General features: G+C 72.3%; 14 protein-coding genes. 8 read left to right on the top strand and 6 right to left on the bottom strand.

Features of this window, described 5'->3' with window-relative positions:
• Nucleotide 1: 1 nt before the first annotated feature.
• Complete coding sequence (gene paaE, locus QRX60_RS02970; protein WP_285999259.1) at nt 2–1,051, top strand: 1,2-phenylacetyl-CoA epoxidase subunit PaaE; 1,050 nt, start codon at nt 2–4, stop codon at nt 1,049–1,051.
• A 7-nt stretch (nt 1,052–1,058) separates the two neighbouring features.
• Here the strand turns inward: paaE and QRX60_RS02965 are convergent, their stop codons facing one another.
• From QRX60_RS02965 to ccrA, 4 genes are all read right to left on the bottom strand, one after another.
• Nucleotides 1,059–2,171 carry an adenylate/guanylate cyclase domain-containing protein gene (locus QRX60_RS02965; protein ID WP_285999258.1) on the bottom strand — a complete coding sequence of 371 codons (1,113 nt, stop codon included), beginning with the start codon at nt 2,169–2,171 and terminating at the stop codon, nt 1,059–1,061.
• A gap of 4 nt (nt 2,172–2,175) precedes the next feature.
• Entirely contained in the window at nt 2,176–2,628 is a 453-nt protein-coding gene (locus tag QRX60_RS02960; protein ID WP_285999257.1) for a universal stress protein, read from the bottom strand.
• 92 nt (nt 2,629–2,720) lie between these two features.
• Nucleotides 2,721–3,953 (bottom strand): chromosome segregation protein, encoded by a 1,233-nt coding sequence (locus QRX60_RS02955; protein ID WP_456298883.1) that lies wholly within the window; start codon nt 3,951–3,953, stop codon nt 2,721–2,723.
• Between the two features lie 157 nt (nt 3,954–4,110).
• Nucleotides 4,111–5,451 carry a crotonyl-CoA carboxylase/reductase gene (gene ccrA / locus QRX60_RS02950; protein ID WP_285999256.1) on the bottom strand — a complete coding sequence of 447 codons (1,341 nt, stop codon included), beginning with the start codon at nt 5,449–5,451 and terminating at the stop codon, nt 4,111–4,113.
• A gap of 205 nt (nt 5,452–5,656) precedes the next feature.
• Between ccrA and QRX60_RS02945 the strand changes: the two genes are divergently transcribed.
• A complete protein-coding gene (locus QRX60_RS02945) occupies nt 5,657–6,025 on the top strand; it encodes an SPW repeat protein (protein ID WP_285999255.1) in 369 nt (122 codons plus the stop codon).
• A 19-nt stretch (nt 6,026–6,044) separates the two neighbouring features.
• Complete coding sequence (locus QRX60_RS02940) at nt 6,045–6,617, top strand: TetR/AcrR family transcriptional regulator (RefSeq protein ID WP_285999254.1); 573 nt, start codon at nt 6,045–6,047, stop codon at nt 6,615–6,617.
• A 172-nt stretch (nt 6,618–6,789) separates the two neighbouring features.
• On the opposite strand, the gene mce is transcribed toward QRX60_RS02940, so the two are convergent.
• Nucleotides 6,790–7,245 (bottom strand): methylmalonyl-CoA epimerase, encoded by a 456-nt coding sequence (gene mce, locus QRX60_RS02935; protein WP_285999253.1) that lies wholly within the window; start codon nt 7,243–7,245, stop codon nt 6,790–6,792.
• A 137-nt stretch (nt 7,246–7,382) separates the two neighbouring features.
• Between mce and QRX60_RS02930 the strand changes: the two genes are divergently transcribed.
• From QRX60_RS02930 to QRX60_RS02920, 3 genes are all read left to right on the top strand, one after another.
• Complete coding sequence (locus tag QRX60_RS02930) at nt 7,383–8,570, top strand: acetyl-CoA C-acetyltransferase (protein WP_286003481.1); 1,188 nt, start codon at nt 7,383–7,385, stop codon at nt 8,568–8,570.
• Nucleotides 8,571–9,536: a methylmalonyl Co-A mutase-associated GTPase MeaB gene (gene meaB, locus QRX60_RS02925; RefSeq protein ID WP_285999252.1), complete on the top strand. Its 966-nt coding sequence runs from the start codon at nt 8,571–8,573 to the stop codon at nt 9,534–9,536.
• Between the two features lie 271 nt (nt 9,537–9,807).
• Nucleotides 9,808–10,533 (top strand): peptidylprolyl isomerase, encoded by a 726-nt coding sequence (locus tag QRX60_RS02920; RefSeq protein WP_285999251.1) that lies wholly within the window; start codon nt 9,808–9,810, stop codon nt 10,531–10,533.
• 144 nt (nt 10,534–10,677) lie between these two features.
• Here the strand turns inward: QRX60_RS02920 and pdxR are convergent, their stop codons facing one another.
• A complete protein-coding gene (gene pdxR / locus QRX60_RS02915) occupies nt 10,678–12,060 on the bottom strand; it encodes a MocR-like pyridoxine biosynthesis transcription factor PdxR (RefSeq protein WP_285999250.1) in 1,383 nt (460 codons plus the stop codon).
• Nucleotides 12,061–12,106: 46 nt separating this feature from the next.
• Here pdxR and QRX60_RS02910 point away from each other — a divergent pair, with 46 nt between their 5' ends.
• Both QRX60_RS02910 and QRX60_RS02905 read left to right on the top strand, forming a co-directional pair.
• A complete protein-coding gene (locus QRX60_RS02910) occupies nt 12,107–12,568 on the top strand; it encodes a carboxymuconolactone decarboxylase family protein (protein WP_285999249.1) in 462 nt (153 codons plus the stop codon).
• Nucleotides 12,565–13,302, top strand: coding sequence for an isocitrate lyase/PEP mutase family protein (locus QRX60_RS02905; protein WP_285999248.1), 738 nt, complete (start codon nt 12,565–12,567; stop codon nt 13,300–13,302). Before QRX60_RS02910 ends, QRX60_RS02905 begins: the two co-directional genes overlap by 4 nt.
• Nucleotides 13,303–13,320: the final 18 nt, after the last annotated feature.

Raw genomic sequence — 13,320 nt, 5'->3', positions numbered from 1 at the left:
GGTGGCGTTTCACCCCCTGAAGGTCGCGGGCGTCACGCGGTTGTGCGAGGACGCGGTCGCGGTGACGTTCGACGTGCCCGCTCCCTTGTCCGCCGAGTTCGCGTTCAAGCCGGGTCAGTCGCTGACGCTGCGCCGGTCGGTGGCGGGCCGGGACGAGCGCCGGTCGTACTCGATCTGCGCGGCGGCGGGCACGGCGCCCCGGGTGGGCGTCCGCCTGGTCCCGGACGGCCTGTTCTCGTCCTGGCTGGTGAACGAGGTCCGCCCGGGGGACACGATCGAGGTGGCCACGCCCACCGGGTCGTTCACCCCGGACCTGTCGGAAGGCGGCCACCACGTCCTGATCGCGGCGGGTTCGGGCATCACGCCGGTGCTGTCGATCGTGTCGTCGCTGCTGGCGACACCGGACGCGACGGTGACGGTGCTGTACGGAAACCGCCGAACGGACACGGTGATGTTCGCGGACGAGCTGGCGGACCTGAAGGACCGGGCGCCGTCGCGGCTGGAGCTGATCCACGTGCTGTCGCGCGAGCCGCGCGAGGCGGAGCTGTTCACCGGGCGCCTGGACGTGCCGAAGCTGCGGACGCTGTTCGACACGCTGATCCCGGTGTCCTCGGTGGACCACTGGTGGCTGTGCGGGCCGTTCGAGATGGTGACGGGCGCGCAGGAGCTGCTGGCGTCCCTGGAGGTGCCCCGCGCGCGGATCCACCAGGAGCTGTTCTACGTCGACACGCCGCCTGCGCCGGTGACGCACGAGGACCCGTCGGTCGCGGGGGAGTCGTCCGAGGTGAAGGTGGTCCTGGACGGCCGCGCGAGCACGATGACGCTGCCGCGGTCTTCCTCGGTGCTGGACGGCGCCCAGCGTTTCCGGCCGGACCTGCCGTTCGCCTGCAAGGGCGGGGTGTGCGGCACGTGCCGGGCCCGGGTGACGGACGGCAAGGTCGATCTGCGGCGCAACTTCGCGTTGGAGGAGGCCGAGGTCGAGGCGGGCTTCGTGCTGACGTGCCAGTCCTACCCGGTCTCGGAGACGATCACGGTCGACTTCGACGCCTGACGCCTGGTCAGCGGATGCGCCCTCGCCGCCGGCGACGGGGGCGCGCCTCGGCCTCCTCCTCGGCGGCCGGCCCGGCAGCCGGGTCCGTGAGACCCAGCATCTCCGCCGCCAGCTGCTGCGAGCTCGCGAACATCCCCGCCGGCGCCTCGGCGGCCCGCCGCAGCGCCGCCGGGCGGAGGCGGTTGTAGCCGCGGACCGTCACCGGTCGACGCGGCCGCAGCTCGTACGCCTTCTCCTCCGAAAGCTGCGAAGCCAGCTCCCGGTCCACCAGGATCGTGCCCGGGCGGGCCACCGACGTCAGGCGGGCCGCCAGGTTGACCACCGATCCGTACACGTCGCCGAAGCGCGACAAGATCCGGCCCGAAGCCATCCCCGCGCGGACCGCGGGGAGGCTCTCGTCCGCCGACGTCCGCTCCGTCAGTGCCAGGGCGATCTCCGCCGCGTCGACCGCCGCGTCCGCCACGAACAGGACCTCGTCGCCGATCATCTTCACCACGCGGCCGTGGTGCTCGGCGATCGTCTCCGCCGCGAGCAGCTCGAACGCGTCGAGCACCCGGCTCAGCTCCTCCTCGTCGATCTGGCGGGTCAGGCGCGTGTAGCCGACCATGTCGACGAACCCGACCACTTCGGTGCGCGCCTCCAGGTTCTCGTCCGGCGCCGCGAACGCCCGGCCCGCGTACGCCGCCAGGTGCCGGCGCCAGACGAAGTTCTGCACCTGCTCGAGCTCCGGCAGCAGCCGGTCGACCAGGCGGGCCACCTGGCGCTCGCTGCGTCCCAGCTCCGGCTGCTCCTTGATCAGCTCCCAGAGCATGTCGACCTGCCACTCGGCCAGCCGCGACAGGTGCTGGCCGAGCGCGCGCGTCACCGACACCTCGATGCTCGGATCGATCAGCCCCGACTGGACGAGCTGGTCCGCCGTCCGCATCGCCTCGACGTCCGCGTCGGTGAAGACGACCTCGTCGTCGCCCACCGTCGCGAACCCCAGGGCGCGCCAAAGCCGGCGTGACCGTTCTTCGGGCACGCCGGCCTTTTCGGCCACTTCGAGCCGCGTGTACTTCCGCCGGCCGCCGAGCAGGACGCGTTCGAGCCGTTGCTGGAGCTCTTCGCTCGAATCCGTCACGAGCTCAGGTCGTGTGGACGATCAGCACGTCCACGCCGGACTTGCGCGCCACCTCCGCCGGCACCGAGCCCAGGATCCGGCCGGCGATCGTGTTCAGCCCGCGGTTGCCGACCACGAGCAGGTCGGCCTCGCGCTCGTGCACGACCTTGCGCAGCGAGTCGACCGGGTCGCCCTTCACCGCGATCGTGTCGATCTTCTCCGCGCCGGCCCGCACCGCCCGGTCCCGCGCCGACTGCAGGGTGTCCTCGGCCGGGGCCGAGCCGACGACCTGGTACGCCTCGTCGCCGAGGACGTCCTGGGCCTTGTCGACGTCGGACTTGCTGGCCGGGTAGAACGCACACGCGATGACGAGCGTGGCGCCCGCGTCGCCGGCCACCGCCGCCGCGCGGTCCACCGCCGCGAACGAGGACTCCGAGCCGTCCGTGCCCACCACCACGGTCCGATATGCCGCACCCATGCGCAAACCTCCAGGTGATCCCGCGTGAGCAGGGACGATAGCCCGTCGGTACCGACCGCGCAGGCTCGTCCGCGCCCGTGTCGGGTGGAAGGTTACTCGCCAGTCGCTTTCTGCGCTCCGCTTGGCCGCGGAGTCGGCTTCGGCGCGGGCTTGGCCGCCTGCTTGGGGGTCGGCTGCTTGGCGGCCGGCTGCGGTTTCGGGACGTCGGACGCCTTGATCCGGATGGTCTCCTCGACGTCGCCCACCGGCGTCGTCTTCCCGGTGTCGGCCGCCGGCTTGTCCGCCTTCAGGTCTTCGGCCTTCAGGTCGGCCGTGACGTCCGCGGGCACCTTGACCTCGTCACCGAGGACGGTGTGCGCCTCGGCCAGCACCGCCCGCGCCGCGCGGACCTGCTCGGCCAGCCCGCCGCGTACCTTGCGCAGGGCGTCGACGCGCTCGTTGGCCTGGGTGATCCGCCGGTTCGACTCCTCGGTCGCCGTCGTCACGCGGCGCCGCGCCTCGTCGGCGGCCTCCGCGAGCCGGGCGTTCGCCTCGGTGATCGAGTCCTGGCGGCGCTTGTTCGCCTCCGCGACCGACTCCCGCTGACGGCGGTCGATGTCGGCCTTCGCGGCCTTCTCCTCTTCGAGGACCTTCGCGCGGATGTCGGCGGCGTCCTGCGTCGCTTCCTGGACGCGGCGGGCGGCCTCGGCCTTGCTCGCCGCCTCCTGCTCGGCCAGCACGCGCATCGCCTCGGTGCGGCGCGAGGCCATCGCGATCTCGAAGTCCTCTTCGACCTTGGTGCGCCGGTCCGCCGACTCGGTGTCGAGCCGCGTGCGCTCCGCCTCGGCCTTGTCGGTGATCTCCTTGGCCTGCGCGCGGGCGTCCTCCAGCACCTTGCGGTGCTCCGCCTCCATCTCCTTGCGGCGCAGGTCGAGCTCGGTGAGCAGCTGCTCGTAGCGGGCACGCATGGCGCTCGCGTCCGTTTCGGCCTTGGCCCGGATGTGCCCGGCCTCGGCTTCGGCGCGAGCGCGCGTGTCGGCCGATTCGTCCTGCGCGAGGCGCAGCATCCGCTGCAGCCGCTCGGACAGGCCTTCGACGCTCGTCGGCGGCTGCGCCAGCCGGTCGACCTGCCCGCGCAGGTCCGCGATCTCGCCGCGCGCGATCTCCAGCTGCCGGGCCAGGTCACCGGCCTGTGCGATGGCGGCGTCCCGATCCGCGGTGAGCATCTTCAGGTCGGCGTCCAGCCGTTCGAGGTGCTCGTCGACCTGCGCTCGGCTGTATCCCCGCTTCGCCACGTCGAAGCCGGCTCCCAGCGGCACAAGCTCCCGTTCATCGCCAAGGCTCATGCGCCTACCGTAGTCGCAGCCGGGTCACGGAAGGGTGAGCACCCGTGCGGTGCGCCGAACGTGCCGTGTGATGCGGCGAAGGGATCTTGCCGGATCCGGCCGTATCCCGGGGGATTCCGACGCCGGGAGCGGGAGCCGCCCCCGGCGTCGTCGTGGATCAGGCGCCGCGGAAGGCGTTGATCCCCTCGATGTGCTTCGCGCGCTTCTCCTCGTCGCGGACGCCGAGGCCTTCCTGCGGGGCGAGCGCGAGCACGCCGACCTTGCCCTGGTGGGCGTTGCGGTGCACGTCCAGCGCGGCCTGCCCGGTCTCTTCGAGCGGGTACGTCTTCGACAGCGTCGGGTGGATCAGCCCCTTCGAGATCAGCCGGTTCGCCTCCCAGGACTCGCGGTAGTTCGCGAAGTGGGAGCCGATGATCCGCTTCAGGTTCATCCACAGGTAGCGGTTGTCGTACTGGTGCATGTACCCCGAGGTCGACGCGCACGTGACGATCGTGCCGCCCTTGCGCGCGGCGTAGACCGACGCGCCGAACGTCTCCCGGCCCGGGTGCTCGAACACGATGTCCGGGTCGTCGCCGCCGGTCAGCTCGCGGATCTTCGCGCCGAAGCGCTGCCACTCCTTCGGGTCCTGCTCGGTGTCGCTCTTCCAGAACTTGTAGGCCTCGGCGCTGCGGTCGATGATCAGCTCCGCGCCGAGCTTCCGGCAGATCGCGGCCTTCTCCGGGCTGGAGACGACGCACACCGGGATGGCGCCGCCGTTCAGCGCGTACTGCGTCGCGTAGGAGCCGAGGCCGCCCGAGGCGCCCCAGATCAGCACGACGTCGCCCTGCTTCATGTCCGCGCCGTTGCGCGAGACCAGCTGGCGGTAGGCGGTGGAGTTGACCAGGCCGGGGGAGGCGGCTTCCTCCCAGGTCAGGTGGTCCGGCTTCGGCATCAGCTGGTTGGCCTTGACCAGCGCGATCTCGGCGAGGCCGCCGAAGTTCGTTTCGAAGCCCCAGATCCGCTGCTCGGTGTCGAGCATCGTGTCGTTGTGCCCGTCCGGGCTTTCGAGCTCGACGTTCAGGCAGTGCGCGACGACCTCGTCGCCCGGCTTCCAGGTGTGCACGCCGACGCCGGTGCGCAGCACGACACCGGACAGGTCGGACCCGACGACGTGGTAGGGCAGGTCGTGCCGCTTGGCCAGCGGCGAGAGCTTCCCGTACTTCCTCAGGAACTTGAACGTGGGGATCGGCTCGAAGATCGACGTCCACACGGTGTTGTAGTTGATGGCGCTCGCCATCACCGCGACCAGCGCCTCGCCCGGACCCAGTTCGGGGACGGGGACGTCGTCGACGTGCAGCGACTTGCGCGGGTCCTTGTCCCGGCTCTCGAGGCCCTCGAACATGTCGACCTCGTCGGCGTGCACGGTCACCCCGCGGTAGCTCTCGGGCACGGGCAACGAGCCGACGGTGGCGGACTCGCCGTTCAGGATGGCCTGCTGAATCTCGCCGAGCTGCGTCATCGGTTCCTCCGCGGGATGGGGGTCAACGGCGTTGGCGGCAGAAATTACTCGCCGGTAACTCTGGTGCACAACTGTACGAGACGAGCGGCACGATTACACGTCGAAACTGTGACGGAAGTCCCTTGACCGGCTGGCCAGTCAAGGGGACCATCAATTGTGGGTACAGCCACCCGACCAGCAGTTTCACCGACGGAGGTGAGCACGAATGAGTGAAGTCTCTGCACGCGCGTGGACCAGGCCCCATGACTGGGCCGAAGTCGTCATCGGAGCGGTCGCCGCTCTTTCACCCCTTTGGCTGAGCACGAACACGGCCGCGATGTGGACGATGGTCATCTTGGGCGCCTTGGTCGCACTCGACGGCCTGGTCTCGCTGGCGATGCCGGGCATGGTCTACGGCGAAGGCATCCAGGTCGCGCTCGGCGTGTTGCTCTTCATCGCGCCGTGGGTGATGGGATACAGCGAGTTCAACGGCGCGTCCTGGACGTCCTGGATCGCCGGGGTGCTGACGGTCATCGCCGGCGCGGCAGCGATGCCGGTCGCGAGCGCCGCGCACCGCACGGCAGGACAGCACTGACGGACCAGGAGGCACCCGCATGACCGAGGATTCGGCGAAGGAGCGCATCCTCTGCGCCGCTGAGGCGCTCTTCGCCGAGTCCGGCTTCGACGCCACCCCGACCTCGCGCATCGCCGAGCGGGCCGGGGTGCCGAAGGGGCTGGTGCACTACTACTTCCGGCACAAGGCGGACCTGCTCACCGCGCTCGTCGAGCGGCTGCCCGACGAGCGCATCGAGCCGGCCGTGGTCGTCGTCCCCGGCGACCTCGTGGGCAGCCTGCGGCGGCTCGTCCGCGAACTCGACCACCGCTTCAGCCGGTCGCTCGGGCTCTCGCACCTCCTGTGGCGCGAAGCCGACACCCACCACGTCGTCCGCGACGCCCTCCACGAGCGGTTCCAGGTGCTGGTGCGCCAGGTCCGCGCGGTGATCCTGGCGGCGACGGCCGGCGGCCTGCCCACGGCCGACGTCGACCACGCATCGGGCCTGCTGGCCCGCGCGGTCAGCCACCGGCACGCCACGGCCCGCCACGCGGACGACGACCTGCCCGCCGAGTTCGACGGCGAGCTGACGTTCATCGCCGACGCCCTCGTTTCGAAGACGGCGCCGGCCTAGCCGACGCCGGGGACGCTCGCCCGTGGCTTCGGCCCGGACGGGCGGCCCCGACGCGTGGGTGAGTGGCCGGCCTCGGCGTTGCCGGGTCGCGACGATGCCGGCCTGAGGGCCGCGGTTGTCACCGGCGTGCGGGTCACGTGCGCCGGAGTCGGTGCGCCGGAACGGGTCCGCCTCAGTGCGTCGCGTCGTCCTTGGCCGGCTCCACCAGCTCCACCAGGACGCCGCCCGCGTCTTTCGGGTGGATGAAGTTCACCCGGCTGTTCGACGTTCCGCGCTTCGCCGCCTCGTACAGCAGGCGCAGGCCCTGCTCGCGCAGTGCCGCCGACGCCGCGTCCACATCGGACACCCGGTACGCCAGCTGCTGCAGCCCCGGGCCGCTCCTGGCCAGGAACTTGCCGATCGCCGAGTCGTCACGCAGCGGGGCCAGCAGCTGGATCTGGGTCTCCGTGCCCGCCGTGCCGGGCGCGCGCAGCATCGCCTCCCGCACTCCCTGCTCCTCGTTCACCTCCTCGTGCGCCACTTCCAGGCCGAAGTGCGCGCGGTGGAACTCGATGGCCGCGTCCAGGTCCGGGACCGCGATGCCGACGTGGTCGATGGCCGTCACGAACGGCCGCAGGGCGTCATTCATGGGGGCAGGATAGGCGGCCGGGGCATGGCGTCCGGCCAGAATCGTCGCGTGCCCCGCCTCACACTGGCTCCATCAAGAAGGCCGCCCTCCGGGTATGGTCGGAAAAACTGCCCATGCGCCGACGCTTGGAGGACGCCGTGTCCGGTTCCGTGATCCTGGGTGCCGCCCGTACGCCGATCGGGCGCTTGCTCGGATCCCTCAAGGACTTCACGGGGGCACAGCTGGGCGGGGTCGCGATCAAGGCGGCCCTCGAACGCGCCGGGGTCGCCCCGGACGCGGTGCAGTACACGATCATGGGCCAGGTGCTGACCGCGGGCGCCGGCCAGATCCCGGCCCGCCAGGCCGCGGTCGCCGCCGGCATCCCGATGAGCGTGCCCGCCCTGACGATCAACAAGGTCTGCCTCTCCGGCCTCGACGCCATCGCGCTCGCCGACCAGCTGATCCGCGCCGGCGAGTTCGACCTCGTCGTCGCCGGCGGCCAAGAGTCGATGACCCAGGCACCGCACCTGCTGCCCAAGTCGCGCTCCGGCTTCAAGTACGGCGACACCACGCTCGTGGACCACATGGCCTATGACGGGCTCTTCTGCGCCTTCGACCAGGTCGCCATGGGCTCCTCGACGGAGAAGTACAACTCCCGCTACGGCGTCACCCGCGAGCAGCAGGACGCGTTCTCCGCCCGCTCGCACCAGCGTGCGGCCGAGGCGATCAAGAACGGCTACTTCGCCGACGAGATCGCGCCGGTGTCCATCCCGCAGCGCAAGGGCGACCCGGTCGTCTTCGACACCGACGAGGGCGTCCGCGCCGACACCACCGCCGAAAGCCTCGCCAAGCTGCGCCCCGCCTTCGCCTCCGACGGCACCATCACCGCGGGCTCCGCCTCGCAGATCTCCGACGGTGCCGCCGCGGTCGTCGTGGCCAGCAAGGCGAAGGCCGAGGAGCTCGGCCTCACGCCGATCGCCGAGATCGGCGCGCACGGTGTCGTCGCCGGCCCGGACGCCAGCCTGCACGAGCAGCCGTCGAACGCCATCCTCGCCGCGCTGGCGAAGGCGAACCTCACCGCCGACGCGCTCGACCTCGTCGAGATCAACGAGGCCTTCGCCGCGGTCGGGCTCGTCTCCACCGAGAAGCTCGGCCTCGACCCGGAGAAGGTCAACGTCAACGGCGGGGCCATCGCGCTCGGCCACCCGATCGGCGCCTCCGGGGCCCGGCTCGCCGTGCACCTGATCCACGAGCTGCGCCGCCGCGGTGGCGGGCTCGGCGCGGCCGCGCTGTGCGGTGGCGGCGGCCAGGGCGACGCCCTCCTGCTGCGGGTGCCGTCCGCGTAAGTGGCCGGTGCACTCGACCTCGACGACCTGGTCGGCCGCGCGCGGGACGGGCAGCCCCGTGCCGTCGCGCGGCTGCTGTCGCTCGTCGAGGACGCCCACCCCCGCGTCGCCGAGATCGCCCGGGCGCTGACCCCGCACACCGGGCGGGCCCGGGTCGTCGGGCTCACCGGGCCACCCGGCGTCGGCAAGTCGACTTCGACGTCGGCGCTGCTCACCGCGCTGCGCGCGGAGGGCAAGCGGGTCGGGGTGCTCGCGATCGACCCGTCTTCGCCGTTTTCCGGCGGCGCGCTGCTCGGCGACCGGATCCGGATGACCGAGCACGCCACCGACCCCGGCGTGTTCATCCGCTCGATGGCCACGCGCGGTCACCTCGGCGGGCTGTCGTGGGCGACCCCGCAGGCGGTGCGCGTGCTCGACGCCGCCGGCTTCGACGTCGTGCTGATCGAGACCGTCGGCGTCGGGCAGTCCGAAGTGGACGTCGTGAAGCTGGCCGACACCACGGTGGTGCTGCTCGCACCGGGGATGGGCGACGGCATCCAGGCCGCGAAGGCCGGGGTGCTGGAGATCGCCGACATCTTCGTCGTGAACAAGGCCGACCGCGAGGGCGCGGACGCGACGGTGCACGACCTCAAGCAGATGATTTCGCTGGCGCGCCGCGAGATCCGGGGCGCGAGCTGGCGCCAGCCGATCGTGCGGACGGTCGCGGCGAAGGGCGAGGGCATCGACGAGGTCGTGCGGGCGCTGGCCGCGCACCACGACTGGCTGGTGGCGCACGACGAGCTGGCCCGGCGCCGGGTCGCGCGGGCGCGCGACGAAGTCGAGGCCATCGCGGTGCGCCGGTTGCGGGCCGAGCTCGAGGACCTGCGGGGCGGCGGACGGCTCGCCGGGGTGGCCGAGCGCGTGGTGGCGCGGGAGATCGATCCGTTCGCCGCCGCCGACGAGCTGATCGCGGACCTGCGGGGGTAGTGCGGCCCGGACCGCCGACGCGAGTCGCGTGAGCAGAAACCGTGCCACGGCAAGGGGTCTTCGCCGGAATGTCATGACGCCCTCTCTTCGGGTGCGGCGGATTTGCCGCGTGATCACCATCGTGCTGAGGGGTCCGACAATTTCCGGGCTCGGCCGCCGAGGTTCACCCGACCGGCTGACATGGGCGACTTTCGCCGGTTCTTGCCGTCGGTGCCGCGCCCTAGACTGCGGGGCGCTCCGGAACCGGGCGATCACTGGGAGGGCGTGCAGGATGAAGAAGACACTCGTCACCGCGCTGGCGGCCGGCGCGTTGTTCGTCGCAGGCAACGGCGTCGCCACCGCGGCCGACGCGCCGCCGCCGAAGACGACGCACGGGCCGTGCCAGTACACCGAGACGCCGGACGAACCGCCCGCGCGGCCGGTGCCGCTCCCGCCCGACCCGCGGCACACGCCGAGCCACGGCAAGGTCGACGTCGCCGTCCCGACCAGCCAGGGTGCGCTGCCGCTGCGGCTGGACCGCGCAAAGGCACCGTGCACCGTGCAGAGCTTCCTGCACCTGGCGCGGCACCGGTTCTACGACCACACGGTGTGCCACCGGCTGACCGCGTACCCGACGTTGAAGGTGCTGCAGTGCGGCGACCCGAGCGCGACCGGCGAGGGCGGGCCGGGCTACAAGTACAAGGACGAGCTGCCGGTGGACCTGCCGCCGGCGCAGACCGACCCGACCGGCGCGCGCAAGGTCTACGCGCGCGGGTTGCTGGCGATGGCCAACGCCGGGCCGGACACGAACGGCTCGCAGTTCTTCGTCGTGTACGGCGATTCCGCGCTGCGGCCGAACTACACGGTGTTCGGCACGGTCGAGGCCGAAGGGCTGAAGACGCTCGACAAGGTGGCCGCCGGCGGGATCCAGCCGACCGCGGACGATCCGGCACCGGTCGACGGGACGCCGGTGCTGCGGACGGAACTGCTCCGCGTCCGGCCCGACTGCTGGTTCTGACGGCGACCGCGGGCCACCTCCCGGCTCGGGGGTGGCCCGCTCGGGAATCTCGTGTGATGGGGAGGTCGACTCGCGTGATTGAAGGGTCGACTCGCGTGATTAGGGGGTCGACACGCGTGATTGGGGGGTCGACACGCGTGATCGTCAGGCGGTGATTTCCCAGAGGGCTTCCACCAGAGTCTGGGTGGCGCCGGTGAACGCGTGCTTCGGCGTCGCCGCGTAGCCGACGATCAGGCCGCCCGGGCGGCCGGCGTCCATCCAGTAGCCGTCCAAGCCCTCGATGCCGATCGCGCGGCGGCGGCAGGCCGCCAGGGCCGTCGCCTCCGACGGGCCGTCCGGCGGGAGGATCAGCAGCAGGTGCAGGCCGGCCGCGATGCCCTGCGGGCGCACCGAGTCCGGCAACGCCGCCAGCAGGCGAGCGCGGCGGGAGCGGTACTCGGCGCGGCTGCGGCGGACGTGCCGGTCGTACGCGCCCGAGTCGATCAGCTCGGCCAGGGCCAGCTGGTTCAGCACCGCCGGGCGCGAGCCGCTGTCGGCCATCGCCGCGCGGACCGGCTCCACGAGCGTCCGTGGCAGCACCAGCCACGCCAGCCGCAGGGCCGGGGCCAGCGTCTTGCTCGCCGTTCCCGCGTACACCACCCGCTCCGGCGCCAGCGCCTGCAGCGCCCCGACCTGCTGGCGGTCGAAGCGGAACTCCCCGTCGTAGTCGTCCTCCAGCACGAACGCCCCCGACTCGGTCGCCCAGCGGGTCAGGGCCGCCCGCCGGGGCGGGGCCAGCGTGACGCCGGTGGGGTACTGGTGCGCCGCCGTCACGACCACCGCGGGACTGTCCAAAGCGGACACATCGAGCCCGTGTTCGTCGACCGGAACGCCGACGACCCGCTGGCCCTGCGCAGCCGCGATCGAGCGGTACATGGCCAGCGACGGGTTCTCGAACGCCATTTCGCCGGTGCCCAGCTCGGAAAGGGCCCGGGACAGCACGGCGATGGCGTGCGAATACCCGTGGCACACCACGATCCGCGCCGGGTCGGCGACCACCCCGCGGGCCCGGGCGAGGTAGCCGGCGAGCGTGGCCCGCAGCTCGGGCGCGCCCAGTTCCGACTCGTAGCCGAACGCCGCCGCCGGGGTCCGCAGCAGGGCGCGGCGGGTGGCCGTGATCCAGGCCTGCCGCGGGAACGCCGTCAGGTCCGGGCGCCCCGGCCGCAGGTCCCAGCGCGGCGCCGGGTCGCGGGGCGCCTGCCGCGGCGCGGACTGGGGCAGCGATCCCGCCGTCGCCACGCGGGTCGGCGCGCCCTGGGCCGTGCGCAGGTACCCCTCGGCGGCCAGATCGGCGTACACCCGCGTCACCGTGCCGCGGGCGACGCCCAGGTCGTGCGCCAGGGAACGGGTCGAGGGCACCGGCGCGCCCGCCTGCCACCGGCCCTCGCGGATGGCCGCGCGGATCGCCGCCGCGAGGCCGCTCCGGCCGGTCGAGGGCAGCCAGTCGAGGTGGACGTCGATCCCGGAACTGGACCACGAATCAGCCATGTGACTGGACCATACCCGTGGACCAGTTCGGGCTAGCGTGGAAACCATGACGAAGCGAATCGGACTCGGGCAGGCGCCCGAGCTCTACCAGGCGATGGCCACCCTGCAGGCCGAGGTCAACAAGGCCGGGGCGAACGCCGGCCTCGACCCCAAGCTCCTCGAACTGGTCAAGACCCGCGCGTCCCAGATCAACGGCTGCGCGTACTGCCTCGACATGCACTCGCGCGACGCGCTGGAGCTGGGCGAGTCGCCGCGGCGGCTGTTCGTGCTCGACGGCTGGCGCGAGACGGATCTCTTCACCGAGCAGGAGCAGGCCGCCCTCGCCCTCACCGAGGCGATGACCAGGCTGTCCGCGACCCAGACCGTGCCCGACGACGTCTACGAAGAGGCGGCGCGGGTGTTCACCGAGGAGCAGTACCGCGCGGTCGCGTGGGAGGTCATCGCGATCAACAGCTGGAACCGGATGACGATCACCAGCCACACGCCGCTCCCGAAGCGCGACGCGTGACGGCCGCCGCGCTCAAGGCGCTGCACGTCCCCGGCAAGCCCCTGGTCCTGCCGAACGCGTGGGACGCCGACACGGCCAAGCTCGTCGAGGCCGCCGGGTTCCCGGCCGTGGCGACCAGCTCGGTCGCCGTGGCCGCCGCGCTCGGCTTCCCCGACGGCGAAAAGGCCCCGGCCGGGGAGATGTTCGCCGCGGCGAAGCGCATCGCGAAGGCCGTGAGCGTCCCCGTGACGGTCGACGCCGAGTCGGGCTACGGCCTCTCCGGCAACGAGCTGGCGGGCCGGCTGCTCGACGCCGGCGCCGTCGGCTGCAACTTCGAGGACACCGACCACGCCACGGGCGAGGTACGGCCGGTCGCCGAGCAGGCGGAGCGGATCGCCGCCCTGCGCGAGGCGGCGGGCGACGGCCTGGTGATCAACGCCCGCGTCGACTCCTTCCGCGGGGTGGATCCGAAGGACCACCTCGCCGACGGCGTCGCCCGGGCGAGGGCCTACCTCGAGGCGGGCGCCGACTGCGTCTACCCGATCCACCTGCGCACGCCCGAGCTGATCGCGGAGTTCGTGCAGGGGGCCGGCGGCGCCGTCAACGCGCCCGCGTGGCCGGGCAGCCCGGGCTTGGACGGCCTCGCCGAACTGGGGGTGGCGAGGATTTCGCTCGGCGGCGGGCTCTGGCAGTACGTCCGCACGCAGTTCGAAGCGGCCGTCGCGGGTGTCGCCGAGGGGAAACTGCCGTACTGATGGCCGAAGGCCGCCGCG

This window comes from Amycolatopsis mongoliensis (assembly GCF_030285665.1).
Taxonomy (GTDB): Bacteria; Actinomycetota; Actinomycetes; order Mycobacteriales; family Pseudonocardiaceae; genus Amycolatopsis; species Amycolatopsis mongoliensis.
Note: the sequence above shows the minus strand (reverse complement) of the source record. Positions and strands in the feature narration are given on the sequence as shown.